Raw genomic sequence first — 25,645 nt, 5'->3', positions numbered from 1 at the left:
TGAAGGTTGATCCGCGTTGCGCTCTGCGCACTCTCTAGGTCGTGAATCGGAAGGCTGAGATTGTGGGTGTGCTGCTCTTGTTGGGCAGTTATTTCCTGCTAGGTTTGTATAGTCTGCCGAGTACTGCCAAGACCTATGATGAGGGCATTCACCTGATCGGCGGCTACACCTTCTGGACAGAGCAGGACTTCCGACTGCATCCGCAAAATGGTAACCTGCCCCAGCGCTGGGCGAGCCTGCCGATGCTTTTTTTGGAAACGCCGGCATTTCCGCTGGAGGCCTCTTCGTGGCGCTTGCCAGATGGCTGGTACGCCGAGGAGTATTACCTTTACCAGATGCAGACGGAGCCATTGTGGATACTCTTTTGCGGACGCGTGATGATGCTGCTCATGACGACTGCAATGGGGCTGCTGATTTATGTTTACGCGAAGCGATTATTTGGTGTGGCTGGCGGGTTTATCGCGCTGACGGTGTTTGCCTTCAATCCGGAAATGCTGGCGCATGGGCGGTTGGTCACATCGGACATGATGGGCGCTGCCATGTATTTGCTCAGCCTCTGGGGGCTGGGCCGCTTGTTGGAAACGCTAACCATCGGCCGGGTGCTGATGCTCGGCGTAGCTGTTGGCTCATTGACGGTTTCGAAGAACCACGCGGCTTTGTTTGCTCCGGTAGCGGTGGTTTCATTGATCGCGACCAGTGTAGGTTGGCGTGAATATAGCGTGAGATGGGGGCGACGATCATGGCAATTGACCGGCTTTTGGCGCGTTTTTGCCGCACGTTTTGCGGTGCTGGCCGTGGCAGCAGTATTGGCCGTGGGGGTGTTGTGGTCGTATTATGGATTTCGTTACGAAGCTTTCAATCCTGAGCTGCCTGCACCTGAGCGAAATTGGGATTGGGACTGGGCTCTGGGGGATGGCTCTGGGGCCGTGAAAGTCGTCAGCTCGCTGCGTGAAGCAAGGCTTTTGCCGGAGGCCTACCTCTTCGGCGTGGCGCATATTTTGCGAGGCGGTGAGCAGCGCCACGCTTTTCTTCTAGGCGAGTATGCTTATAAAGGTTGGTGGGTTTATTTTCCCATCGCGCTGCTTTTAAAGTCACCGGTGGCCTTGATCGTGTTGGCTAGCGCCGCAATCATTTGTTATCTAATTTATATCAAGCGCCGGAGACGCGGTCTTTGGGGCGATGAGGCGCTAGCCGCGAAGTTATTGCTAGGCTTGCCGCTCATTTTTTTTATCGCGATTTACTCGTTGGTTGCCAGCAACAGCGCGTTCAACATTGGTTTGCGCTACCTGATGCCAGTCATCGTATGTGGCATTGTGCTGTTGGGATCGCTGGCCTACTGGTGGCGAAAGAGCCGCCTCGGGCGCATCGTGATTAGTGCTTTGCTGGGCTTGTATGCCTTGGAAAGCACGTTGGTGTTTCCGCGGTATTTATCGTTTTTTAATGTGGCCGTGGGCGGACCACAGAACGGTTACAACCTGCTCGTGGATAGCTCGCTGGACTGGGGGCAGGACTTGAACGCGTTGGCGGATTGGCTGGCCGAGCACAACCCCGAGCCTAATGCAGAGCCAGTTTATCTGGGCTACTTTGGTGCCGAGAGTCCACGTTATGCGGGCATTGACGCGCGCTACCTTACGTCGATGGGGGCGCACCACAACGAGTCTTATCACTTGGGAATACTGGAGCCCGGCTACTACGCGCTCAGTGCCACGATGCTGCAAGGCATATCCTATAATATTGAGCGACCTTGGAGCGAGAGGCAGGCCAAGGCGTATGTGAAAGCCCACCAAGCGATCAGCGAGTTAGACACTTCATCAAACAATGCGCAGGCGTTGTTCCAATATGTGATGCACCACGATCCAAAACATTGGATGGATGTGATGAATTCCTACGAGGTGCTGCGGGCGGAAAGTCTGCGTATGTACATACTGGGGATGCAACCGGTCACGCGCATCAATGACACCATCTTTGTTTATCATCTGACGCAAGCTGACCTCGATGCCGCAGTGCTCGACCCCAGCTTTGGCTTTGCGGCAGACTTTCCGTATGCGGTATGGAAGGAGCAGATAAAGATCGCGCTTAAGGGGCAGCGTGTGCGACTCGATAAGCCTTAATTGCCACTACCAGCCGCCTTGAAAATGCAAGGCTTCGTAGAACTCTTCGCCAATGGATTGCACGTCGCGCAGGAAGCGGCTCGGCTGGAGTAGGCGGGGTGGCCCGCCGGTCACGGTGACCTTCGGGTAGCACAGGTAAAGCTCCTCCTTGGCGCGGGTCACGGCCACGTAAAACAGACGGCGTTCTTCCTCCACGTCGCCTTCTTCGATGGCGCGCTTGAGCGGGAACAATTCATCCGCGCAGCCGAGCACAAACACATAGGGAAACTCCAGCCCCTTGGCCTGGTGAATCGTTGACAAACGCACGGTCTCGGAGTCCGGATCGATCTTGCGGTCGCTGGTCTCGGAGTTGAGGAGGACGAGTTGCGCGAGCAGCTCGGTCATGTTGTCGTAGCGGCTGGCAAAGCCGATCAGCGAGTCGAGGTCGTCGCGGCGCGTTTGCCAGTTTTCATAAACGGTGCGCAGGTAGTCGCCGTACCAGCCTTCGATGCCGATGCGGACAATTTCCTCCGGCGTTTTGGCCTTGGCGGAGACTTTTTCTTCGGCCAACACTTCGGCAAACAGGTCGCGCTGCGGGTCGTCCGCCTGCTCGGCGGGGGCGGGCTCGGGAGTGCCGAGGGCCTCAAACATATCCTGCATGGTGTAGCCCATGTCCGTCCAGTCGTCTGCCGCGTCCTTGGGCACCTTGGCCAACACGGTCTCATCGGTCAGCGCTGAGATGAGGTGCACCTTATTTTTCTCGGCGACTTTGAGCGCGAGCTTGAGCAGGCGCTCAGCGGTCTTCGGGCCGACCTTGGGCAACAGACCGGCCACGCGCTTAAACGCGGTTTCGTTGCCGGGATTCGTCACGAAAGATAGCTGCGCCACGAAGTCGCGAATGTGCGCTTGCTCGAAGAAACGCACGCCGCTGGTGATCGTGTAGCCCACGCCTTGGCGCGAGAGCTCCATCTGTAAATCCATGGCCTGAAAATGCGCGCGGTAAAGCACGGCAATGTCCTTGAGTGGCACGCCTTCCATCTGGAGGCCTTCGATGCGCTTGATGATGAACGACGCCTGCTGGCGGGTGTCCATCGCCGGGACGACGTACGGGCGCTGGTTGCTGTGCTTGGCGGCCTTGAGCTCCAGCGGGTAACCGTCGATGGGCGGGTGGTGGAGCATCAGCGCGTTGGCCAGGGCGAGGATCTCCGGGCTCGATCGGTAGTTCGTCTCGATCTTATAAATTTCGCGTTCCGGGTAAACCTTGGCGAATTCCTCCATGTTACCGAACTCGGCACCGCGCCAGGTGTAAATGCACTGCCAGTTGTCGCCCACGATCATCACGTTGCGGTGCTTCTCGGCCATCTTGTTGATGATCGCCGCCTGGACGGTGTTCGTGTCCTGAAACTCGTCCACCAAGATGTAGCGGAAGCGGCTTTGCAACACCTCGCAGACTTCGGCGTCTTCGTTCAACAGCTTGAGCCACATTTCGAGCAAGTCGTCGTAATCGCAGACCTGCTGGGCGCGCTTTTTCTTCTCGTATTCGTCGGCAAATTTGCGGGCTTGCTCGGGGAGATCTTCGCGCCACGGGTAGCGCTCGGCGGCGACGTCTTCCACGTCGCGGTTGGTGTTGCGCGCGTAGCTGACGAGGTCCAGGACGACCTTGGGCTTCGGGTTTTCCTTGTCCTTGGTGAACTTCGGGTCGAGCGTCTTGAGCGTGTCGCCGAAGAGACTCTCGGCGTCGCCCTGGTCGAGAATGGTGTAGTTTTTCTCCAAGCCAATCGACTCGCCATGCATGCGCAAAATGCGGCTGCCAATCGAGTGAAACGTGCCGCCCCAGAACTTCTTGCCCGGCACGCCGGTCAGCTCTTCCACGCGGGTGAGCATTTCGCGGGCGGCTTTGTTGGTAAAGGTGAGCAGCAGGATTTCGCGCGGCCACACGCCTTGCTCCAGCAGGTAGGAGACGCGGTAGGTGAGCGTGCGCGTTTTGCCCGAGCCCGCGCCAGCCAGCACCAGGCAAGGCCCATCGGGCGCCTTGACGGCCGCCAGTTGCGACGGGTTGAGCTCCGCATCGTAGTCGATTGGCGCGAAGGCGCGATCGGCCCCCGAGCTATTTCCAGCAAAATCCATCCGGGCAGCTTTGCGACCGCGGCGCCGCGGATCAATTCATTTTCCCCGGGCATACAATAGTTATTTTTACTCTCTAAACTTGAACGCCGAGTGCTGATTCATCGAGATCGTGCCACAGGTGCTCACTGCATCGCGCAGCGTGTGCAGAGGAATCAAAGAAGTGCCCCACAGTTGAAACGACATTTCGACTCAAAACGAATGCACGTTTTTGCTTGTCTTTGTTGGTTTGTAGGGCAATTTTTATCGGTTTTCTCAAATTTCCAATCAACCGAAGCCGTTACATGCGCGACGAATACTTAATCGAAGCCCAGAAAAAAGTCGAAGATCCCAACATTCTGATCAACTTGGTAAGCCGCCGGGTGAAGCAGCTTAAGTATGGGATGAAGCCATTGGTCGAGTCACTCGAAAAGCTTGAGCCTGAAGATATCGCTTTGCGCGAAATTATTGAAGGCAAGATCGACTACGAACTTTACCACGGTTCGGAATCGGCTCTCTAGTCAAGCAGAGCCACCAAATTTCCAGCGGATTGGCTCGATAAGGGCCAATCCGTTTTTGTTGCTGATTGTTATCCTCATGGCTAAGAAAAAGAAAGACGATCACTTAAAGGAGGTGCGCAACGCCAAGGCGTACCACAATTATTTTGTGGGCGACAAGTTCGAGGCGGGCATCAAATTGACGGGGCCCGAGGTCAAATCTATTCGCGCTGGCAAGGGGCAGATCAGTGAGGCATTTGTCCGGATTGACAGCGATATGGTCCCCAAGCTGTACCACGCCTACATCGACGAATTTCAGTTTGACAGCAGTGGCAAACACAACCCTACACGCCCGCGCACATTGCTCCTTAACAAGAAGGAGATCACGCGCATCAAGAAGGAGATGGAAGCCGGTGGCCAAGCGTTGATCCCGACCCGTTTGTATTTCAAACAGGCCCTGATCAAGGTCGAGGTTGCTCTCTGTAAGGGCAAGAAACTTCACGACAAGCGAGATACGCTCAAGGCCAAGCAGCAAATGCGCGAGGCAGACCGCTACGTTTCTGGGCGCCGGTGAACGGAGGTCGGAAGTCGGAGGTCGGAAGTCGCAGAGCTGAGGTCAGAAGGGAAGAGAGCGGACATTGAAATTCTTAATTTCTGGTTGTTATGAAGCCGTGCGTTTCTCATCGTTTTCTGCATACCAATTTATTTAGGTGAACGCTGATCTCCGGTCTTGTAAGCTCAGTTCACCGACTTCTGTCCTCCGTCCTCCGATTCTCCGAACTTCGCCATGCTCCACGTTGTCCTGCATCAGCCTGAGATCCCGCAAAACACTGGCAATATTGGCCGGATGTGCGCCATTACAGAATGCCGCCTTCACCTGGTTCATCCGCTTGGGTTCATCATTACGGACAAACAGCTCAAACGCAGTGGTATGGACTATTGGAAGGATCTCGATGTGGAGCATCATGCAGATTGGAGCGCTTTCCGCGCAAAGGTCCGTCCGCCCAAGGCCTGGCTGCTAACCACTAAAGCCGAGCGCACAATCTGGGACGCTGATTTTGCCTCTGGCGACGCCCTCGTATTTGGTAATGAAGGTCATGGAGCGCCAGACTGGCTGCATGATGAGCTCGATGCCACCAGGATCACGATTCCGCAGTTCGCGACAAATCTGCGTTCACTCAATCTTTCCACGGCTGCTGGCATTGTAGTCTATGAGGCTTTGCGTCAGATCAGGCATGCACCGCAGAACTCTTTGATTTGATCCGGCTTGTCACGCATTTCAGAATTGACGAATTCCGCACATTGAGTGCTGATAAATGCTTATGATCAAGCGAATCTTCCTTCTTGCACTGACTGCTCTCACGCTCTTACTGGCGGGTTCTGGCTGCTCATCGACAGATACTGATGAGCATGGTGTCGTTCGTGACAGCGGTGGCTGGTTCTAACCGCAAGCTGACGCGCTACCGGTAAGTTCAGCTAGCTTAGCCTAATTGGATACGATCAAGGTAGGCATTTAAAGCATCGACATTCAGCGGCATACTGCGGAAGGCGATGTAGCCGTCTGGGCGTATTAGATGTAGCGCTTGGTCGAGCGTGACCCCGTAGTTTTTGTGAGCGGTAGAGCGGGCGTCGAGGTAGAGGCACCTTTCGGGCAGTTTCTTCGGTGCCTTACGGCCCGTTATGTATGCGCACTGGACCCAGTTGCCTATGCGATTACGGATTTGTTCAGCAATGCTGTTGAGATGTTCCAGATCGTCATCCTTGGCATCGGAATTGGTGAACAGCAAAAGCGTGTAGTGGCCGCCACGAAACAGGTCGAAGAGTCGAATAGGTTTGCCGCTGGTGCTATGGGTGATGATGGCGTCCGGTGCACGATCACCGGCCATAGGGCCATGAGAAAAGGGTGAGCGGGAGCTGGATTTATTGCTTCCAAAATACTCGTCCACCCACTGCGAGCCACGGTAGTTAACACTGACTTCCTCAATGGTCTCGATCATTTTATGCTGCACGATGCCGAGGCTCACTACTACTGGCAACAAGCGATTGCGAATCGCGGCACCCAACGAGTTTTGGAGTGTAGCGACTTTGGTCATGCGGTCGGTCATCTCTACTACGTCATGGCCAACGGGCAGTCGCTCTGGCGAATAACTTTCTAGTAAGTCACCTTTATCCTGAAGCTTCAAGGCGAGCTTCCAAGCTAGGTTGTAAGCGTCCTGCATACCGGTATTCATGCCCTGGCCGCCAGCGGGGCTGTGAATGTGCGCGGAGTCACCTGCCAGGAAAACTCGGCCGACTCGGTATTCATCCACCATACGGTGATGGATACGAAAACTGGAAAACCAGACGCCATCACTCACGTGGCATTGATGCCGTGTGCGGCGATCAAGCAGGTCCTGAATGTAGGCTTCGTCGAGTTTGGCGTCGTCCTTACCTTCGACTGTAGCGATCACTCGGTAGCGTTTATCGCGCATCGGAAAGAGGATTACGAAACCTTCGCCGTGAAAGAACATGTGCATCTCTTCGGGTGAGAGACCCCAGTCTATGTGGACGTCGGCGAGCGCAAAGTGTTCGGGGTAGGCGGCACCTTCGAACTTGAGGTCGAGCTGATGGCGTACGGTGCTGTGTGCGCCGTCACAGCCGATCACGTACTCATAAGTGGATTTCTCGATAAGCCCTGCCTTCTTGCGGAGCTCTACGTGCACGCCATCTTCGTCTTGTGTTAGTTTTTCAAGTTCGACATACCGTTCCACGGTGACGCCTTGTTTCGCCAGGTGCTCAATGAAGATGCCTTCCGTATTACATTGTGGAATATCGAGCGTGAAGTTATACGGGCTATCGACTTCGCTTAGGTTTACGTGGGTCAACACCTTTCCCTCAGCGTAGAAATTGATTCGGTGTACTTTGAGGCCGTTTTCGATAAACTGTTCGACGAGTCCCATGTCTTCAAGCATCTCTAGTGACCGGGCATGGACCCCGAGCGCCTTGGATGTCCTCGACGCCTCGGGCTTCTTCTCTATGATGCGGAAAGGCACATCGTAACGCTTCAAGTTACAAGCCAAGCAGAGGCCGACTGGGCCGGCACCGACGATGAGAACTTTGGGTCGCATGAGAACAGTGTAGACTGAATGACAGGTGGGGCGTAATTCAATCAATATGCTTATCGTATTTATAAACGAAGGCAATGGGGATTCGCATTTTTTATCTGTTTAGTGGATATGACTTTTTGGGCGATATGTGGCGCTTCGTCAGCAATGAGCATATTGGTCGCGGGCACCATGCTGAGACCGAGCGCCCAGCTTTGCGCAGGTAGTATGCGCAGGCGATTCTGAGGATGTCGCCGCCGACAATGGCTATGTCGTGGTGTTTTGCCATTCATGAAAGACGTTTGTATAACGCAATATAATTCTAAATTTGAGCGCGTTCTAGACCAAATTGCTCGAATTTACCGAAATATAAGAAAATGTAACCTGTCATAGAGGACTTCTAAAACCTCAATTGACTTTCGTAGGAGGGCGTCTTCGTGGTCAAAATTCGATTTCACCAACTCGATTAGACTTTTTAGACACTCTCATAAAATTTAGCGCGACTCTCTGAGGGAGGTTTGTTTAGCTGCCACTATGAATTTTGCGATACTTGGTGCCGGCGCTTGGGGCACGGCCATGGCCATCAGTCTGCATCGGGCGGGAGAAAGCGTTACCCTCGTGCCGCGCCGCATGGAGCAAGCCTTCTTGCTTGCTTCGGATAGGGAAAATAAGGACTACTTGCCAGGTTATGAGCTCCCGCATAGTATCCAGATCGGCCACGAGATCGCACCCGTGCTCATGGAGGCAGATTATGCCATTCTGGCTTGCCCATCGACTGGCTTGCGCGAGCTTTGCGAAAAGATACGCCCCGCCTTGTCTGGTGCGCGCCAGCTCAAGATGGCCATTACCCTATGCAAAGGCTACGAACGCTCGACACTCAAAGCGCCCGCGGAAATCGTTCAGGAGCTCTTGCCCGAGCTGACTGCCGCCGTGCTCTCGGGCCCGACCTTTGCAGGTGAAGTCGCCGCCGGCCAACCTACGGCTATCGTGCTGGCAGCCGAGGGTGATGAAGCTGAGCTGACCGAGGCACAGCATGCTGTCAGCAGTGAAAGCCTGCGCGTGTATCGCAGCGATGATTTGCGCGGCGTGGAGCTCGGTGGTTGCCTTAAGAATGTATACGCGATTGGCGCGGGCCTTTGCGATGGCCTGAAGCTGGGTGACAACGCCAAGGCGGCCTACCTGACCCGCGCGTTGGCCGAGCTTGTGCGCCTTGGCGCGTCGATTGGCGGTAAGCCAGAGACCTTCTATGGGCTCAGTGGCTTCGGCGATTTGGTGGCCACCTGCAACGGCGAATGGAGCCGTAATCGCACTTTTGGCGAAGCTTTGGCGCAAGGGCAGGGCGTCGACGATTTAATGTCCGGTCGCAAAACGGTGGTCGAGGGCTACTGGGCCGCTCAATGCGTGAAAGAGATCGCAGAAAAGGCAGGCGTCGATGCGCCGATTCTTGGTGAAATCTACCGTGTGTGCTACGAGAGCGGTTCGCCGGTCAAGGCCGTGGCCAACCTCATGGGCCGCGACCTCAAAGCCGAATCCTAGGCAACGTGCCGTTGCATCCGGAGCCAGCCTCCGGCTGGACCGATGGATTTGCCCATTGGGCAAATGGCCTGAAAAACGTTCCAGCAGTATGCAGGCGGCTTGTCTGGAGACTGCACCCTACCTTTTTCTTATTAAACTGCAACAAACCCCGGTCATTGAAGACCGGGGCCTGTGTTCAGGGGGTTATCGAACGAGCGTAGAAATCCGTGCGTTCAGCCTGAGCTGACTTAGAGATACTCGTCGGCACCGATGTCGGGCAGGGAGTCGCGGGCGTCGCCTTCGAAGTCATGGCTGGGTGCGCTGATGGTACTGCCAGCGTTGATGGCCGTGCTGGTGGATTTCAGGCGCAGATCGAAGTTTGCCCAGTCGACGAAGTGGTCATCGTAGTTGCTGCCCACCGCGACGTTGTTGTCCACCGTGGCTTGGCCATAGGTAACGCTGTTGATGCTGCGCACAAGGTTGTTGCGGACGATGGTGCCGCTCGAAGATGTGCCGTTTTTATGTGGGTAAACTGCTAGCCACGGCTGATAGGTTTTCCCGATAACAGGGTTGGCGGTGACGGTGTTGTTGATGATCAGGCAGTCGATAGCGCCGTAGAGCGAGAGGCCGTGGTACATATCGGTGATGACGATGTTATTCTCCACGATCCAGTCCTTGAAGTATCCGTCGAAGCAGCCGATGCCCTGCATGCTGGACTTCAGGTTGTTGTCCTCGGTGTAGCCAATGATAACGTTGCCGCGAAGCACGATGTCTTCCACGTAGCTGTCGTTGCCCGTCGCGCCCGACCAGCTCTGAAAGCCGTCGTCGTGGTTGCCGTTTTGCAGGTCTTTGGCGTTCATGATGAGGTTGTATTCGAAGAGGCCGTGGTCTGCCAGGCCGCGAATGCCGTCACCTGAGAAGCCGTCTATCGTGTTGCGGGAAACTACGGCGTATTCCGCGCCGCCGCCTACTACGATGGAGAAGCCGGTGTTGAGGATTGTGTTGTTGTCGGCCGTGCAGTTGTCACCATCGAAGCTGATGCCCTTGCAGGCATAGGCATTCCAGTCGGCTATGGTCCAGTTGGCAGAGTCGGCTTTGGAATAGATCAGGCAGTTCTTAATGGTGATGTGGTGGGAGGTGCTGTGGACATCCACGAGGTCGGTCTGGGTAATATTGCCTTCGAACTCATGGCTGAGCTCAAGACCGTCGATGACCCAGTTGGACGCATTGTTGAAGTGAATGTAGCCGTTGGTCGGCGAGTGGCCATCGTCGGGCATGATGATGGTTGGCTCAGTCTTATTACCACTGATGTCGACGCTGCCATGATAACCGTCGCGCAGCTTGAGGATGTTGCCGCTGTAGATCGGCTTGCCAGCGGCAAGGGAATCTTTGAGCCCAGGCCAAGGCAGGGCGGAGGTGCCGGGATTGCTGGCGAGGCCGTTGACTGGATCCAGGTAGCGCGTGGTTGGGACGTCTGAAGGCGTGCCGGTAATGGTTAGCGTGGGGCGGTTTTCAACGACGCTGGCACTGGCTGTGCTTACCGTTAGGTAGCGGTAGTTGGCGCTCGGATACGCATCCAGCGTGAGCACGAGGAAGACGATGTCGCCGGGCTGTGCGCCCTCGGCGTAGCGGGCTTCGATGAAGGACTTGATGTCGACGCTGGTTACCGAGCCATAGCCATTGGCCACGAGATCGGAAGTGTCGGCTAGATTGTCCTGCAGGAGCACGGCGTCGGGATTGGTCGGCGCAGGGCCATAGACGTAGTATTCCGCCTTGGCCGTATCGCTGCTGTTGCTGATCGTTTCGATGCCATAGAGGTCGACGTCGCCCAGATTTGCGGCGTTGTAGGAACCACTTTCAAAGTTTACTGAGAGCGTTGCCTCGGTCAGCGTGCCTGGGACGAGAGCGGGCAACTGGAAGGGCATGATGAAGCAGTAGAGATTGCCATCGGTGTTGAAGCGGCCAAGACGCTCGTCGCCACCGCCATTGTAGGGCTGGTAGCCGTTGGCGTTCAGCAGTCCGTCATCACCATTGGCGATCACGCCTTCGCTGATCAGGTCTGGCCCCACGACTAGGTCCAGCGTCGGTTTGAGGGAGCCATTGGCGGTGTTGGCGGTAAGGTAGCGGTAGTCCGAGCCGGGAATTGCATCGATAGAGACTGTGAGGAAAATGTAGTCTCCGGGCTGGGCACCGCCATCATACATGGATTGCACAAAGTCGCCAATATCCACTGAAGTCACCGGGCCGTAGCCAGCGCTGACGAGATCCGCAGTCACCACGAAATCATCCTGCAGGAGCATGGCGTCGGGGTTCAGCGGGTTATCGGCCCCGGCGTAGTAGCTGGCGTTGCTCACGCCGCTGGATGTGCTGTAGAGTTGGATGCCGTAGAGGTCGAGATTGCCGAGGCCCGCCGCGCCGTAGGAGCCCCCCGCAAAGTCTATGGTCAGCTCGGCGCTTTTCACGATGTCGTCATGTAGATCAGGCAGTTGGAACGGGATGACGTAGTCGTAGCTGTAGCCGTTGTTACTGCGGCGGCCGATGCGGCAAGTTGGGTAGAGATACCAATCACCGGCCGATCCATTGATGCTGATGTTGTTGTCGCTCGCGTTTGCGGTTAGCGTGATGGAGGTGTCGGCAGATGCGGTCGTGGCGGAGAGGAAACCGGCGAACGCCAGTGAAGTCAGGGAGACTATCGGCGGTATGCGGGTAAACGCTGTCCGGCCCAAGTGGGGGAGTCGGGATGAATGCATGTGAGAGTATGGGTTGTGCTCCGAATTTTCATGGGTGTCGCAAGGATTCGAAGCAGAGAGGTTTGGATACGACGGCAGCGATGATTAAACGTAGTAATCTTGCTCGTCAATTCTAAAGCGTTAGGTTTTTGGCATGGGTCGTGATTTTGACTAGAGATAACATGAAGTTGCCGGGTCCAGCACTTGTTCAACCCGGTAACTTCATGTTATCTCTAATGTGTGGATCGAGCAGTGAAATTAATTAGCAAATTAGATAACTCTACTCTGATCATAGCCTGATTTATTGATTTTAATCATTGATCAAACAGGCTTGCCACATTGACCAGGCAGAAGTGAAAAAGCAGGCTGGTCGGCACTGTTGCGTGGGATGAAGAAAGAATAAACAAATGCTAAAAAATTCACCTAAAAAGCTTGCTCATGGTTTCACTGTATGCATAATGTAAATTAGATCATGGGGAATGCCTCCCCGTTGAACTTCAACCATCATCCTACTATGAGTTCTTTCCTCACAATTGGCCGGGCTTGCGTACCGGCGGCGGAGCCTTAGCGCCCGATTGATACCTCAGTTTAGTCGTTGCTCTCGGGTTGTGCGATTGCGCCTGGAGCTGGGCCGATGCAACCTCCGCAACTTCACAGACGTTGCTGCGTGGGTAGACCGGTTTAATTGCTTGTGTGTAAAGTCCGCAACGGGCTTGATTGCACTGCGCCAGCTACAGCCAAACTATGCCAGGCAATTCGGGTTAAAAACGACGTTACTAACGCAGCACATGTTTACGGATGTGGCACCCTGGACCTTATTTTTTCACCGCTTCTTCGGTTTCGGGCTTCGCCAAAGGATTTGGCCTTAGGGTCGGATCCTGTGCAGGCGCTTTGCTTTTGGGATTCTCCCGCTGGGGTACTCGCTCTTGGTCGACTTCTGCGACTTCAGTCAAGGCTTGCATGACGGCTAGCGTCAATTCACTGGCGAGTTTTTTGGCCAGTATACGTATGCCAGGCAAGTTCGCTTGCTTTTGAGCGGCTACTGCCACTGCGCCTTCGCGGCCACGAATCATGTGGATCGTGAGGCTGCCACGGTCATGGGATTTAAGCTGGTCGGAACCAATGCTGTTCCGATTGTCTTGATAGTATTTCAGGACGTATTTGCCGGCATTCTCAGCCTCGTTGAGGCCAGGATACGTCATGCTAGCGAAGGTGTCACCCTCCACATCCATGACGAAGACGCCAATTACGTGGGATAAGTCAAACAGGCAGCGCACGCGACGCTCAACTTTGTCAATCGCAGACACGGTCAATTCCAAGCTAAAAGCATGCCAAGGCATTGTATGGTGCTATTAAAATGCAATCTGATCAGAGCGCATCTGCATAAGCTGCACTACCAAGTGTTTGCTAGCTCTGGTTGATTTCAGGCTCGATCACTTGGTCTAAAATCTCCCGCAGTGCAGTGACAGCTTCGGTCCGGGTACGGGCGTCATAGACGAATAGCTCTAATTTGATCTTCCCGTCTTTGCGCTCTCCCCGCCATGAGTCCTGAAAGCGGTCCATTTTGAAACGACCGGTTTTTTGATGGTAGGGAAAGTTCGTTTTATCCCACTGACAGTAAAACACATACATCTCTTCTTCGCCGTCTTTGAAGAGATAGGAGTTAAAAATGAGCTGTAAACCGTCTGGCCCCTGCCAGTGGATATCTTCATCGCGTCTAACCATCTGAAAGCCACTGGCTGGCAGACAGGCTTCGGGGCGGTGTATTCCCCCTAGCTGGGCGGCCCGGGCGCTGTCCCAACGCAAAAAATAGGCCATCCATGTCATTTTTCCTGGGCCATTCCATTTGGCGAATGCGCCTTCATTGTAGTGGAGGACCTCCTTGATGCGCGGATTGACAGTTTGGAATTCCACTGTGCTAGGCATCGCATCCCAATTAAAGTTCCAGCCAGCCAAGGGAACTGGCTTGGTTCGCCATGCATACCACCCCCAGACAGCAGGGACCGTGGCTAACATTGCAGCCATGAGAGCAAGCAGGGGCGTGATCGGCAGTAGGCGCGGGGTGAAGTCATCGGGTAGGGGTGCGCCGTCAACGGGACCCGCAGGGTCTGAGCGAAATTTCTGCGCTAGGGCGGTCAGCATCAGTAGCCCAAAGAGGCTCATGATAAAAACCATGTAGCCCGCAGGGTCATGCCACTCCTGCATGACTTCTCTGCCTTCACGGGCGGTGACTATAGTCAAAGTGATCGTACGAACGTAGTTGAAAAACACTGCCAGGAGGCAGGCTGACGCAATGAGACCGATCCGCACACGCCAACGAAAACGCAGCAACTCACCCAGGAAGTACCCCGCCATCAGCGTCGATTGTAGCGAGCGCACGCCGCTACAAGCTTCTTCCACACTGACGAGTCCGCGGCTGAGCTTGATAATATTCCCGCTACGCTCTGCATAGACTCCCAGCAGGTTGGCGGATTCGACTACCCAACTGGCAACCATGGTCATGAGACCTGTTACGATGGGCTTCTCAATTGAAACCACCCAGGGATTGGCGAAGAGCCAGAAAAACATGGCCGGGGCAAAATGCTTCATCCATGGGCGCCCCCCCCAGTAGTTCAAGCAGGCAAGGCTCACGCCAAAGGTTAGCAGGCCCTGCACCCACGTTAGGAAGCGCCAATCAGCATTGGCGTCGAAAATAATACGGAACGGAAAGAGCAGGGTGGTCATCACGAGCAACATGGCCCACAGGATGCCGGTGCCCCCCCCCTGGGAAGTTGGCTCGGGCCTATCTCCCCACCGACGAAAGAGCAGATACGCGCCGAGAAATGGCACAAAGAGCCCGTAGCCATATTGGTCATTGAGCATCCATTCCGACGACAGCTCAGACCACAACAATACCCACATCAAGCCTGGCGCCGCCAGGTTGATCCAGCCTTGTAGGGGAGGTCGTGGGCTTGCATTCATGGCTTTATTAGAAGTGATTCTGATGCACAGCGTTACTTAATTGTGACTGGATTTCAAAAAAGATGTGGAAATTATTGCGCTACATGCCTTTATTATCACGGACTTTATAATTCTCTAACGGCGGCTATTTACTCACAATGGATCCAAAGAAAGCTCCTCTCAAGCAGAACCGCAGCACTTTTGACAAGGTTTTTGACGCCCTGATCAGCTGGGTTGAAAAGCAAAATATTAAGTATTCGATTCACGGCAATCCGCCTATTTATGACAATGCTGATTTTCCCTGGGCAGCAGAGTTTGAACAGGATTGGGAGCTGATTCGCGCCGAGCTGGACGAAGTGATGAAAGACCATGCTTCGCTGCCGAGCTTCCACGAAATCACCAAAGAGGTGGAGACGATTACCACCGACAACAACTGGAAAACCTTCTTCCTGGCAGGCTACGGTATCGAGTGTGAAGAGAACCGCCGCCGCTGCCCGAACACCGTCAAAGCTCTGGAAAAAATCCCCGGCATGAAGACGGCCATGTTCTCCATTTTATCGCCACAAAAGCACATTCCCGCGCACCGTGGGCCCTACAACGGCGTGCTCCGCTACCACCTCGGCCTGATCTGCCCCGAGCCGCGTGAGAACTGCAAGATCCGCGTCGACCAGCAGTACTATTCGTGGTCTCAGGGCAAGGGCGTCATCTTCGACGACTGCTTTGACCACGAGGTCTGGAACGATACGGACGGTATCCGCGTCGTGCTCTTCATCGACTTTCAGCGCCCGATGACCGGCTTTGGAAACTGGCTGAACTCAACCGTGATCAACCTCGCTAAACACACTCCGTACCTTAAGGAAGCCAACAAAAACCAGAAGGAATGGGAGAAGAAATTTTACGCAAAGCAAAAGCAAGCTAAGCCGGAAGAAGTGGGCGCCGGAAAGTAACCTTCGGTTGTGACGGCAACGTGAATTCTTCATTGATTGGCGGCAGGTGAGCCGCCATCTTTTAGCTTAGTGGAAGAAGCTACTATATTGCGCGATCTGACTCTGGTCGTCGGCGTTGCTGCCGCCGTAACCGTTGTTTTTCAGTTGCTGCGGCTGCCAGTGATCCTTGGCTACCTGCTAGCCGGTTTGTTGATCGGCCCGCATTTGCCCGAGCTGCCCAACCTGCGCGACGCCTCGATTATTCAGCAGCTCAGTGAGCTGGGCGTGGTATTCCTGATGTTTACTATTGGCCTCGGCTTTGACCTGAGCCGTGTGCAACGGGTGTTTTGGCCGGCGTTGTTGGCCGTGTCTTTGCAGACGGCACTCGCGTTCTTTATTGGGATGCTGTGTGCGCCGTTTGTGGGCTACACGCCGATGGAAGGCGTCTTTCTGGGCGCGGTGCTGACGAACTCGGCGTCGATGGTGTGCATCCGCATCTTGCGTGACAAGGGACGGCTCAACAGTGTGGAGGCGCAGCTCGCGGTCGGCCTGCTGGTGTTTGAAGACATCGTGGCGGTGCTTTTGTTGGTGATCCTCGGCGGCGTGTCGGCCTCGGGTCACATTGATTTTGCCCAGGCCCCTTACGTGATTCTGGGCGTGGCGATCTTCGTGGTCGCAGTGTATTTCTTTGGCCGAATGGCTGCCGCAAAATTGACGGCATTCCTGAAGCGGGCGGGTAGCGTGGAGCTGATTACATTGGTTTCCGTGGCGCTCGTACTGGGCGTTGGTTGGCTGGCCAGCGTGCTGCAATTGTCCGTGGCGCTAGGGGCGTTCCTTGCTGGCGCAATTCTGGCGCAAAGCCATCTTTCGAAAGAAATCGAGCGCGTGACCGAGCCGCTGCGCGACCTGTTCTGTGCAGTGTTTTTCGTGGCAATCGGCATGCTGATCAACCCGGGATGGATTTGGGACAACCTCTTTGCCGTGCTGGGCATCGCACTACTGGTCGTGGTGGGTAAATTAGCTGCATGCTGGCTGGGCTTTTTCTTGGGTGGCGCTTCGCCGGAGATCGGTTTTCGCGCCTCGCTGCCCAAGGCCAGCGTAGGGGAATTTGGCTTCATTCTGGCGGCGATGGGCTACGCGCAGGGCATTACGGGCGATGGTCTGACGAGCATGACTGTCGGCCTGGCTATCGTTACTTACCTGATCATGCCCGCCGTCAACGCCAAGCCCGATCAGCTATTTCAGACTTTGGCTGACCGTTGCCCGGACGTCCTCAAACGCGCCACCCGAATTTACGCAAGCATGCTCGATGCCGTAGGGCGCTACATCGGGCGCAGTGCATTTGCCCGTTTGGCGCGTCGCCCGTTGCTGCAAGTTGTCTTTTATTTTCTGGTGCTTAATTCGATTATCGCCAGCGCTTACCTGGCCTCACACCTGTTAGAAAACTGGGACAAGATACGAGGCTACGAAGACCTGACTCAAGCGGGAGTTTGGATCGTGGCTGCCGGCCTTTGCCTCCCTTTTTTGACCGCTATTTTGCGTAACCTAGATGCGCTGGTCCTGCTCGTGACTGATGCGGTTATCGGCGAGTCACGCGACCGCCAAACGCTGCTTGGGGGCATGAAAAACCTCTTCCATACGCTGTTGCTCTGTGCGGTTTTATTACTCTTTGGCGGCCTTTATCTATCGGCTGCGTCTTACTTTTTTCCGTCTGGAATAACGCTGGTGATATTCCTCGTTTTATGTGGGGTGGCGTTGGTGTTGTTTTGGCGTTCGATCAACCAGATTAATAGCCGCATCGAATTCCTGTTCTACCAAAGCTTCCAGCAACACTCGCGTGAGAGTGATGAGCAGGCCCGTGAAACGGCGCTCAAGGAAATCACCGGTCGTAATCCGTGGAAGGCGCAAATTCAGGAATATGAGCTGCCAGCTGAGTCTATTGCCTGTGGCCGTGAGTTGTTGCAGCTCAAGTTACGTTCCGAAACCGGCGCGCAAGTGATTGCTATTTCTCGCGGTGGGATGACGCGCTTTGATCCCTCGCCGAATATGCCGCTTTTTCCAGGTGACCAGCTGATTCTTTATGGAGAGCAAGAGCAGGTGAACGCCGCCGTCCGTATGCTGGAAAATAAGCGCAAGGTCGATGCAGAGCAGGTCGATGGCCAGGCGTTTTTGATTGAAAAAGCATACATGGGCGGGGAGTCGGATTTGGTTGGCCGGACCTTGGCTAGTGCGAGTTTGCGCAAAGAATATCAGGTCACAGTATTGGGGATTCAGCGCGGCAAGAAACGTATTGTTTCGCCGCCAGCTTCGGAGCTGATTCAACTGCGTGATGTTCTCTTGGTGGCAGGGCGCAGTGACGCGGTAGAGGCGTTTATTGCCGCTTATCATTTGGAGGACGAAGGTTCTTTGGACACTTCCGATCAGGCCGAAGATGAGACCTCAACTGAATGCCCTGAAAAGTATTTCGACAAAGAAGGTCCCGAGCCGCCAACTACTTCTTCGAAGTAATTCAGCTCTATCAGGACACAAAAAGCCCACACCGTAGTTTCGATGTGGGCTTTTTGAGGATGGTACCCAGGATCGGGGTCGAACCGATACTCCTTTCGGAAGCGGATTTTGAGTCCGCCGCGTCTGCCAATTCCGCCACCTGGGCTCTCGGAAAGGTAAGGAAAATGGCGGTGGAACGTAGCCTTGTAAAGCCTACATTTCAAAGAGTTTGTATCCGTGTTTTTCAGTATTTGCTGGTGGGTGTCGGTGAAAGCCTGACTAGCTCAGTTTCTGAGTGCTTCCGTTGGGCACATGAGGACGGAGAAAAAGCAGACGACGGGGCCGTTTTCCAGACGGATGAGCACCTTGTTATAGCCGGGCTTGAGCAGGATAGTGCGGAAGCCTTCATCCATTTGCCAGCCCGAGAGCCCAGAGTCTTCGTAGACTACGAGATCATTGATCCAGAGCTTGGCCATGTCGTCACTAGCCACGGCTACAGTGACCTCGGTGGCAGCTTCACAGAAAACCTCGGTGTAGCCGTAGTAAACCGCGTCGTTGATCTCGTCCGGTGGATTGATACGGATGTTTTCCGTCTGCACGAAACGCCACTTTAGCTCCATGCGCTCCTTGCGGTAGCGGCTCATTTTGCCTTCATAGGTGGCGTCGAGATCGATGAGGGTTTCTGGCGGGAATTTGACTGCAAACGAGTCCTTGCGCTTGGGGCGTTGCCAGGGGCCAATGACATACCATGTGTCGAGAAATATCCACCCCTGACGCTTGGAATTCATGTCCAGGCGACGTCCGGGAATGGCCTGTGCCAGTGTGCGCTTTGCATCCAGACGGACTTTGGAGGGCAGGGCATTCTGGCTCATGTCGGTTTGGTAAGACATGCTGGCTGCTTGGCCTTCATGCTGACCGCCGCCGTTTAATCCACCGCCGTTCAGCGAGTAATTCTCGGCCATCAGGCCTCGCATATCCTGCACGTTTCCCTGGCCACGACCGGCGTTTTGGGCAAGCAGATTCATCTTGGCCTGAATCTCGTTTTTCTGGGCAAGCTGGGCCTGTAAATCCCCGCTACTTTGGCCCTGATTGCCCTGTTTCCCGCTTTCGCCGGTGAGGGCGGACTTACGGTTGGCGGCAGAGCGGGACATCTGCTCGGCGGCCTTGGTGGCATCCTTCAGGGCTTCATTAAATTGCTGAAATTCTTCGCGGGTGGATGGATTGTTTTGGCTGAGTGCATTGCCCAGATCGGGCCCTTTGTCAGACTCCGGCTTGTAAACCTCGTCGCGCGCTTGTTCCAAACTCATGCCTTTTTCCTGGGCGAGCTCCGTGGCTTTGCCTTCTGCAAAGGCTTCATCGACCATCTCCGACATTTTCTGAATTTCTTGATAAAGTTCGGCGGTGTTGAGCTCTTCCAGCTGATCGTCGGTGAGCAGCTCGTTGCCGAGGGGCGTTTCTTCCCCGATGGGGGCCGTCAGCTCTACGCCCAGTTGATCGTCCAACTGAAGTTCAGTAAGGTCAGTCTCCTCGGTTTCCGGTTCTGGCATGATTTGCAGCATGTGGTCGGACTTTTCAAACTCCGCCATCTCCTTATAGTGCTCGTTGATTTGTTGTGCGAGCTCGCGGAATTCATCGCGCAACTCGGTGGCGGCCGCTTTGTCTTCGGTCGGAGACTGCGAGGTAGCTAGGTCGAATTTACTTTGGAACGAATTGGCTTTGTTGCGTAAATTGCGGGCGGCAAGCGAGGCCTTCTTAGCGTCCTCTTCGGTGACGGCACTATCCTTCATTTCGTTGATCAACTCAGCGTATTCCTCGACGAGCTCTTCGAGGCTTTCCGCTTCTGGCTCGGCGGTTTCGAGATTGGCCGGAGCGTCAATGGCCTGTAGGTGTTCGTTGAATTCCTTGGCGGCTTCGGCGAGGTCCTGCGCCTGTTGGGCAATGCGATCCCATTCCGTTTCGGGCAGTTCTTTCAGCTTCTTTTGCGCTTCGACGACTTCTTCTATCTCGAAAACGGTCTCACGTAGCTCCTTGGCTTTTTCCTTTAGTTCCTCACGTTTTTTGCGCTCTTGATTGCGGGAAATTTCCCGCACTTGTTTTTCGTTTGGCTCAGGCTTTTCGATCTTAACCCGCTTCACTTTTTCGCCTTCCTCGTTGGTGATCTCCTCTATTTGCGCAATGGTGTAACGTCGGAGGTCTTCATCGAGAATCAACGCAGTGGCAAAGCCGCCAACAAGTATCAAGGAAAGCACGAGAGCAATGACTAACGGCTTATGACTGGTGAGTGGATTGGCGGCCATTAGTCGAATTTTTCGTGGTAAGTGCGCACACCGACGTTGCGCAGATTGCGGAAGCTCAGTGCGTCAAGGACTTCGACCAAGCGGTAAAAGGGCGTGCTTTCGTCGGTGTCCAGGCGAATGCGGCGCTCGGGATCGTCTTGCTCGATAACCTTCAGTTCTTCCAGCAATTGCCCAATGGTGGTCTCTTCGCCTTCGAGGTAGATCCCGCCTTCGGCGTCGATCGCAATGGCGAGCACAGACTCATCCGGTGGCACTTCCAGAGACGAGCGGGAAATGGGAAGGTTGAGGTGTTCCACATCACGTAGGTCCTTCTTGAGCATCGTGGTGACAAGGAAGAAAATGAGCAGCAGGAACACGCAGTCAATCAGCGGCGACATGCTCAGCGCGACATCTTCATCATCTTCATATACGTTCCGAGGCATTAGTTGTCGCTGGGTGGGTAGAGTTCAAAGAATTCCTTTTCGCGATGGCGCAGGCGCACCCCGACTTTTTCAAAGCCCTGCAGGGCGAGGGCGTCGAGGGCGTCGATCACCGTTTGGACGGGCACTTCGCGTTCGGCATCGATGCGGATTTCCACGCCGGTTCCGCGGTTGGCGGCCAGGTCCTTGAGGTTGTTTTCGAAGGACTCAATTTGGTAATAACTCAAGCCGCTTAGCGTACGTTTGCCTTCTTTTGCCTGGAGGATGTCCCCATCTTCGGTGATGGCGTAAATGACGACTTCGTTTTCTGCTACCGGTGCCAGGGCCACGGTGTAGTCAGGCAGCACGACAGGGATCTGCTTTTCCAACTTTTTGAGCATCGTGGTGACCAAGAAGAAGATGAGCAGCAGGAACACGCAGTCGATCAAGGGGGATAGGTCCACCTCGATATCCGAATCGCCGCGTCGCCGTTTGCGAAGTCGGCGAATCGTCGCCACTCGCGAAACTGGGCCGTTCGCGACGGGTGTAAACGCTGTGGGCGTTTTGGCCATTTATTCGGTTTCTTCTGCGCTTTTTTCGTCCGGGTGGAGCCAAGGCGACATCAGCACGTCTACGAGCTCTTCGAGCCGGATGCCGTAGCTGTTCACACGGGACTTGAAAAAGTGATAACTCGCCAGCGCAGGGATGGCGATCATCAGACCAAGCGCCGTTGTGATAAGTGCTTTGCCAATAGAGTCTGCCAGCACGGAGGCATCGCCAGTGTCGCCCATGAGCGCAACTTTTTGGAACGACTCAATCATGCCGATAATCGTGCCGAGCAGGCCGAGCAACGGGGAAATCGTTGCGACCACGGCCAACGGATAAGTGCGCTGGTGCTGACGTGAAACCGTGCGCCCGATCATATCGGTGACGCCAAAGGACAGAATCTCAAATGGGATGTGCGTGTGCGTGGCCACGTATTTGCCGATGTCTCCCAAGACGCTCTTGTTCTTATGACAGACGCGCTGGATAGCCTCGAAGTCGGACTGGAATGCATACTTTTTAATGTCCTTCTCCAGCTTACCGGGGAGGAAGTTGCCCGCCCGCACGACCAACAGGCGCTCAATGAAAAAGATAATACCGACGAAGCCGACAACCAAGAGCACAACCGAAGTGGCACCGCCTTTAAGTACTTCTGCCACCCAGTCAATCGTGCCGGTTGCATCCGTTTCGGGCACAATCGGGGCGGTATCTTGGGCAATAGCCTGGCAGGCAAGCAGTAACGAAATGATGAGGGGGAATATTCGCTTCATGTTGTTATGGAGGAACCATTGGGCTCCCTATGGGTGAATGCAAGAGCAGACCGAAACTTTTTGTGCATCTTATTGCATAAAACTTCTAGCCTGTTCCTATCTATCACCTTTCAGCTATTCTTCTTGAATACCCAACCAAATAAATCCGTTCCAGGTGCATAGCTGCCAGATTCTGATATGATATTGCGGAAGGTGCGGTATCCGCAGTCCGATCTCGGTGTGTCATCCAAGCCTTCGAGGGCAGGGAGGCCTATAGCGAGAACCGGGGGGGACCAGTTAGGTTGCCCAGTTGCGCGGTCAGGTCGCTGTCGCCATAAGTCGTGTAGATGACGCCATCGATGGAGCCGTGGCATTCGGCGTGCCGGAGAATGTTGCGCGCAGGCGAATCGGGACTGTAAGGCTGAGGTATTCGCGATTCTTTAATTGATCACAGAAGCCAATCTGCCCAATCCTGACTGACTTGGTCGAGGTTTTGCCCGGAAATTACAGAGCCTCCGGTGGTTTGGTCCATCTCGGGCATTTCCTGTTTTTGAACAAATTGAATGGCGGCGTTCATGCCGATTTTGCCCCACTGCACGTACTCCTCGGCAATGAGCGCATCGACTTGCTGGCTCGCGAGGTAGGCCAGATTTGGTGGTAGGGCCTCAATGGATATGCACACTTTTTCGCCGGGGCGCCAGGGCAGGGTGGCGGCGGACTTCAGTGGCCAGGGGCCGACGAATATCCAGCCATCGATCGTCTCGTCGCGGTCGGCGGCTTCGACTTGGCGCAGCACGTTGAATGCGTCGCTGACGTCTTCCTGGCACGGGTAAACGCCGCGTATCGTCACCTTGGAGTCGGCTTCGGCAGCGGCGGTAATCGTGGCTAGCCGCTCGGCGGAAATCGGGTTGCCCGCGTCGCCAGCCAGGATCGCTAGGCGCCCACGGCGGGGGAGGCGTTTTTTGGCTTCGTCAAAGGCGAGCTGGGCCAGGGCGGATTCATCGGTATGGACATTCATCAGGCGCATGGTCTCCGGCACATCGCCATCGAGTGTGACCACGCCGATGCCTTGCTTCTGTAGTGTGTCCAATTGGTCTTGTATAGACGCCGCGTCCACGGGACGAATCAGCACCGCTTTCACGCCTTGCAAATAGGCTTGGCGTAGGGATTCTTTTTGGTCGTTCGGCTCGGCGGGCGTCAGGTCGAGAATCGTCACCGCCAAGTGGTATTGATGCTCCAGCACATCGGCCTCTGCCCGTGCGCCGGCGATGATTGGACCGTTGCTGGAGTCGTCTTTGCGCTCGCCGATGTAGGCCACCGAGTAGCGTTCCCAAATCTCACGCGGGCGCGCGGCGTGAAGCCCGGCGGTGGACAGAATCAGGGCAAATAAAACTGCGAAAATGGGGAGTCGTTTGAACATTGGCTTGGTTTATCGTTGCCAGCAACGTAAAGGTTGGACGGGTTAGATTGGCATAAGTTCCTCTATGGATGCAATAACGGGCATAGTCATTTTCGTAGTCGGGTTGGGCGGCGGTTTCGCCGTCGCGTGGTTCGTGCTGAACCGTCAAATCAAAGCCGTGCGCGAGGCCGCGCAGGCCGAAGCCGCCACCGAGCTCGCCTTGGCCAAGCAGCAGATCGACCAACTCACCGCCCGCGCCGCCACGCTGGAAAAAGAAACCGCCGAGCGCACCCAGGCCGCCAACGACCTCGCCCTTCAGCTCCGCGAATCCGACACCCTGCGCGAACAGGAGCGCAAGGCCATCAATGCTCAACTGAAGAATTTCGAGGAGGTGAAGCGCCAGCTCTTGGAGTCGTTTAAAGGTCTGTCCGCTGACGCCCTACGCGCCAACAGTCAGGACTTTATCAAGGCCGCCACGCAGACCCTCGGCCGCTACCAGGAAGGTGCCAGGGGCGAACTCGAAAAGCGGGAGCAAGCCATCACACAGATGGTCAAGCCGATCAGCGAGTCGCTCGAAAAGGTCCAGAAAAACATCACCGACATGGAGAAGGCCCGCGAGGGCGCTTACCAGGGCCTCCAGGAGCAGCTCAAGCACATGCAGACCACGCAGCAGTCCCTCCAGTCGGAAACCGCCAACCTCGTCAAGGCGCTGCGCGCGCCGCAGGTCCGCGGTCGCTGGGGCGAAATGCAGCTGCGCCGCACCGTCGAAATGGCGGGCATGATCAACTACTGCGATTTTCAGGAGCAGGAAAACGTCAACACCGAGGAAGGCCGTCTGCGACCAGACATGGTCATCCGCCTGCCCAACAGCCGCCAGGTCATCGTCGACGCCAAGGCGCCGCTCGCGGCCTATCTCGAGGCCCTCGAGGCCGACGACCCCGCCGTGCAAAAGGCCATGATGCAGGACCACGCGCGTCAGGTCCGCGACCACCTCAAGAAGCTCGGCGAAAAGCGCTACTGGAGCCAGTTTGAGCAGACTCCGGAATTCGTCGTCCTCTTCCTCCCCGGCGAAACCTTCTTCTCCGCCGCGCTGGAGCAGGACCCGACGCTCATCGAATACGGCTCGGACAACAAGGTCATCCTCGCGACGCCCACCACGCTCATCGCGCTGCTCAAGGCCGTGGCCTACGGCTGGCGCCAGGAAGCCATCGCCGCCGAAGCCAAGAAAATCAGCGAGCTCGGCAAAGACCTTTACGACCGCATAGTGGTCTTGGCGAAACACTTCGACGGCATCCGCAAGGGCCTCGACTCCGCCACCGGCTCCTACAACAAAGCGGTGTCGTCGTTCGAGCGCCGCGTGCTGGTCTCCGCCCGTCGCTTCAAGGACCTACAAGTCAGCTCCGACAAAGAACTCCCCGAACTCGAAGACGCCAAAATCCAACTCGACGCCGCTCCGGAGGTGGAAGAGTAGGGGCGCGGCGGGCTTTGTCATTCTATTTTGGTTACATCTAGGATGAGCGCGGCGAAGCGGAGTTACCACAACTCGCTTGATCAAATTTATCTTTGCTTACGCGAGCCGATTTCACAGCTATGCCGACAAGATTATCGACCACAGAGTCCTCCAATTCGGAATAGATATCGTTTCATCGCGCTACATAGTTTTTTCAATCTTTCCCTCCCAAAGTTCCATGTGATCACATCGTTTACTCCCGTCAGTTGGAATCGATCCTTTGGGGAATGCCTTTTTATCTTCTTAAACTCTTCTGCAAGGTTCGCCTCACCAATCACGAACGCACCCACCAAGTTAAATGAAAAATGCTGCTATGAAGTTTTTTGAGTCAAGCATGCTGTTTGTTATTTTTTCTGGTTGAAGTCCTCCCTCGATTGCT

At 55.2% G+C, this 25,645-nt stretch carries 18 protein-coding genes and 1 tRNA gene; 8 read left to right on the top strand and 11 right to left on the bottom strand.

Features of this window, described 5'->3' with window-relative positions:
- Positions 1 to 41 precede the first annotated feature (41 nt).
- A complete protein-coding gene (locus tag RBB62_RS14875; RefSeq protein WP_309399779.1) occupies positions 42 to 2,111 on the top strand; it encodes an ArnT family glycosyltransferase in 2,070 nt (689 codons plus the stop codon).
- 6 nt (positions 2,112 to 2,117) lie between these two features.
- Here RBB62_RS14875 and RBB62_RS14870 read toward each other — a convergent pair whose 3' ends face one another.
- Entirely contained in the window at positions 2,118 to 4,217 is a 2,100-nt protein-coding gene (locus RBB62_RS14870) for an ATP-dependent helicase (protein WP_309399777.1), read from the bottom strand.
- A gap of 281 nt (positions 4,218 to 4,498) precedes the next feature.
- Here RBB62_RS14870 and RBB62_RS14865 point away from each other — a divergent pair, with 281 nt between their 5' ends.
- From RBB62_RS14865 to RBB62_RS14855, 3 genes are all read left to right on the top strand, one after another.
- Positions 4,499 to 4,714 (top strand): DNA-directed RNA polymerase subunit omega, encoded by a 216-nt coding sequence (locus RBB62_RS14865; protein ID WP_309399776.1) that lies wholly within the window; start codon positions 4,499 to 4,501, stop codon positions 4,712 to 4,714.
- A 76-nt stretch (positions 4,715 to 4,790) separates the two neighbouring features.
- Positions 4,791 to 5,264, top strand: coding sequence for an SsrA-binding protein SmpB (gene smpB, locus RBB62_RS14860; RefSeq protein WP_309399775.1), 474 nt, complete (start codon positions 4,791 to 4,793; stop codon positions 5,262 to 5,264).
- A 213-nt stretch (positions 5,265 to 5,477) separates the two neighbouring features.
- The gene (locus RBB62_RS14855) at positions 5,478 to 5,951 is read left to right on the top strand and encodes a tRNA (cytidine(34)-2'-O)-methyltransferase (protein WP_309399774.1); all 474 of its coding nucleotides are present in this window, start codon (positions 5,478 to 5,480) and stop codon (positions 5,949 to 5,951) included.
- A gap of 220 nt (positions 5,952 to 6,171) precedes the next feature.
- On the opposite strand, the gene RBB62_RS14850 is transcribed toward RBB62_RS14855, so the two are convergent.
- Positions 6,172 to 7,797: an FAD-dependent monooxygenase gene (locus RBB62_RS14850; RefSeq protein WP_309399773.1), complete on the bottom strand. Its 1,626-nt coding sequence runs from the start codon at positions 7,795 to 7,797 to the stop codon at positions 6,172 to 6,174.
- A gap of 510 nt (positions 7,798 to 8,307) precedes the next feature.
- On the opposite strand from RBB62_RS14850, the gene RBB62_RS14845 reads away from it, so the two are divergent.
- Positions 8,308 to 9,309 carry an NAD(P)H-dependent glycerol-3-phosphate dehydrogenase gene (locus RBB62_RS14845; RefSeq protein ID WP_309399772.1) on the top strand — a complete coding sequence of 334 codons (1,002 nt, stop codon included), beginning with the start codon at positions 8,308 to 8,310 and terminating at the stop codon, positions 9,307 to 9,309.
- A gap of 227 nt (positions 9,310 to 9,536) precedes the next feature.
- Here RBB62_RS14845 and RBB62_RS14840 read toward each other — a convergent pair whose 3' ends face one another.
- The 3 genes from RBB62_RS14840 to RBB62_RS14830 form a co-directional block, all read right to left on the bottom strand.
- Positions 9,537 to 12,038 (bottom strand): choice-of-anchor Q domain-containing protein, encoded by a 2,502-nt coding sequence (locus RBB62_RS14840; RefSeq protein WP_309399771.1) that lies wholly within the window; start codon positions 12,036 to 12,038, stop codon positions 9,537 to 9,539.
- A 794-nt stretch (positions 12,039 to 12,832) separates the two neighbouring features.
- Positions 12,833 to 13,357, bottom strand: a complete 525-nt coding sequence (locus RBB62_RS14835; RefSeq protein ID WP_309399770.1) for a hypothetical protein — start codon at positions 13,355 to 13,357, stop codon at positions 12,833 to 12,835.
- 67 nt (positions 13,358 to 13,424) lie between these two features.
- Positions 13,425 to 14,978 (bottom strand): exosortase/archaeosortase family protein, encoded by a 1,554-nt coding sequence (locus RBB62_RS14830; RefSeq protein ID WP_309399768.1) that lies wholly within the window; start codon positions 14,976 to 14,978, stop codon positions 13,425 to 13,427.
- A gap of 137 nt (positions 14,979 to 15,115) precedes the next feature.
- Here RBB62_RS14830 and RBB62_RS14825 point away from each other — a divergent pair, with 137 nt between their 5' ends.
- A complete protein-coding gene (locus RBB62_RS14825) occupies positions 15,116 to 15,904 on the top strand; it encodes an aspartyl/asparaginyl beta-hydroxylase domain-containing protein (RefSeq protein ID WP_309399766.1) in 789 nt (262 codons plus the stop codon).
- A gap of 69 nt (positions 15,905 to 15,973) precedes the next feature.
- Positions 15,974 to 18,391 (top strand): monovalent cation:proton antiporter family protein, encoded by a 2,418-nt coding sequence (locus RBB62_RS14820; RefSeq protein WP_309399765.1) that lies wholly within the window; start codon positions 15,974 to 15,976, stop codon positions 18,389 to 18,391.
- Positions 18,392 to 18,451: 60 nt separating this feature from the next.
- On the opposite strand, the gene RBB62_RS14815 is transcribed toward RBB62_RS14820, so the two are convergent.
- From RBB62_RS14815 to RBB62_RS14790, 6 genes are all read right to left on the bottom strand, one after another.
- Positions 18,452 to 18,536 (bottom strand) — tRNA-Leu (locus RBB62_RS14815).
- A gap of 118 nt (positions 18,537 to 18,654) precedes the next feature.
- The gene (locus RBB62_RS14810; protein ID WP_309399763.1) at positions 18,655 to 20,667 is read right to left on the bottom strand and encodes a hypothetical protein; all 2,013 of its coding nucleotides are present in this window, start codon (positions 20,665 to 20,667) and stop codon (positions 18,655 to 18,657) included.
- Positions 20,667 to 21,089, bottom strand: a complete 423-nt coding sequence (locus RBB62_RS14805) for an ExbD/TolR family protein (RefSeq protein ID WP_309399762.1) — start codon at positions 21,087 to 21,089, stop codon at positions 20,667 to 20,669. Before RBB62_RS14805 ends, RBB62_RS14810 begins: the two co-directional genes overlap by 1 nt.
- Positions 21,089 to 21,637, bottom strand: coding sequence for an ExbD/TolR family protein (locus tag RBB62_RS14800; RefSeq protein ID WP_309399761.1), 549 nt, complete (start codon positions 21,635 to 21,637; stop codon positions 21,089 to 21,091). The genes RBB62_RS14805 and RBB62_RS14800 overlap by 1 nt, the downstream gene beginning before the upstream one ends.
- Positions 21,638 to 22,378 carry a MotA/TolQ/ExbB proton channel family protein gene (locus RBB62_RS14795; protein WP_309399760.1) on the bottom strand — a complete coding sequence of 247 codons (741 nt, stop codon included), beginning with the start codon at positions 22,376 to 22,378 and terminating at the stop codon, positions 21,638 to 21,640.
- 427 nt (positions 22,379 to 22,805) lie between these two features.
- On the bottom strand, positions 22,806 to 23,777 hold the full coding sequence (locus RBB62_RS14790; protein WP_309399758.1) for a sugar ABC transporter substrate-binding protein: 972 nt from the start codon (positions 23,775 to 23,777) through the stop codon (positions 22,806 to 22,808).
- 64 nt (positions 23,778 to 23,841) lie between these two features.
- Between RBB62_RS14790 and RBB62_RS14785 the strand changes: the two genes are divergently transcribed.
- Positions 23,842 to 25,227: a DNA recombination protein RmuC gene (locus tag RBB62_RS14785; RefSeq protein ID WP_309399757.1), complete on the top strand. Its 1,386-nt coding sequence runs from the start codon at positions 23,842 to 23,844 to the stop codon at positions 25,225 to 25,227.
- The last annotated feature ends 418 nt before the right edge of the window (positions 25,228 to 25,645 follow it).

Origin of the sequence: Cerasicoccus maritimus, assembly GCA_031296935.1 — a bacterium.
Lineage (GTDB): Bacteria > Verrucomicrobiota > Verrucomicrobiia > Opitutales > Cerasicoccaceae > Cerasicoccus > Cerasicoccus maritimus.
This window is presented reverse-complemented; position numbering and strand designations above follow the sequence as displayed.

Excerpts from the sequence above, each read along its gene's own strand:
- RBB62_RS14870 (WP_309399777.1), bottom strand. The coding sequence starts at position 4,217 with ATGGATTTTGCTGGAAATAGCTCGGGGGCCGATCGCGCCTTCGCGCCA.
- RBB62_RS14865 (WP_309399776.1), top strand. The coding sequence starts at position 4,499 with ATGCGCGACGAATACTTAATCGAAGCCCAGAAAAAAGTCGAAGATCCC.
- smpB (WP_309399775.1), top strand. The coding sequence starts at position 4,791 with ATGGCTAAGAAAAAGAAAGACGATCACTTAAAGGAGGTGCGCAACGCC.
- RBB62_RS14855 (WP_309399774.1), top strand. The coding sequence starts at position 5,478 with ATGCTCCACGTTGTCCTGCATCAGCCTGAGATCCCGCAAAACACTGGC.
- RBB62_RS14850 (WP_309399773.1), bottom strand. The coding sequence starts at position 7,797 with ATGCGACCCAAAGTTCTCATCGTCGGTGCCGGCCCAGTCGGCCTCTGC.
- RBB62_RS14845 (WP_309399772.1), top strand. The coding sequence starts at position 8,308 with ATGAATTTTGCGATACTTGGTGCCGGCGCTTGGGGCACGGCCATGGCC.
- RBB62_RS14840 (WP_309399771.1), bottom strand. The coding sequence starts at position 12,038 with ATGCATTCATCCCGACTCCCCCACTTGGGCCGGACAGCGTTTACCCGC.
- RBB62_RS14835 (WP_309399770.1), bottom strand. The coding sequence starts at position 13,357 with ATGCCTTGGCATGCTTTTAGCTTGGAATTGACCGTGTCTGCGATTGAC.
- RBB62_RS14830 (WP_309399768.1), bottom strand. The coding sequence starts at position 14,978 with ATGAATGCAAGCCCACGACCTCCCCTACAAGGCTGGATCAACCTGGCG.
- RBB62_RS14825 (WP_309399766.1), top strand. The coding sequence starts at position 15,116 with ATGGATCCAAAGAAAGCTCCTCTCAAGCAGAACCGCAGCACTTTTGAC.
- RBB62_RS14810 (WP_309399763.1), bottom strand. The coding sequence starts at position 20,667 with ATGGCCGCCAATCCACTCACCAGTCATAAGCCGTTAGTCATTGCTCTC.
- RBB62_RS14805 (WP_309399762.1), bottom strand. The coding sequence starts at position 21,089 with ATGCCTCGGAACGTATATGAAGATGATGAAGATGTCGCGCTGAGCATG.
- RBB62_RS14800 (WP_309399761.1), bottom strand. The coding sequence starts at position 21,637 with ATGGCCAAAACGCCCACAGCGTTTACACCCGTCGCGAACGGCCCAGTT.
- RBB62_RS14795 (WP_309399760.1), bottom strand. The coding sequence starts at position 22,378 with ATGAAGCGAATATTCCCCCTCATCATTTCGTTACTGCTTGCCTGCCAG.
- RBB62_RS14790 (WP_309399758.1), bottom strand. The coding sequence starts at position 23,777 with ATGTTCAAACGACTCCCCATTTTCGCAGTTTTATTTGCCCTGATTCTG.
- RBB62_RS14785 (WP_309399757.1), top strand. The coding sequence starts at position 23,842 with ATGGATGCAATAACGGGCATAGTCATTTTCGTAGTCGGGTTGGGCGGC.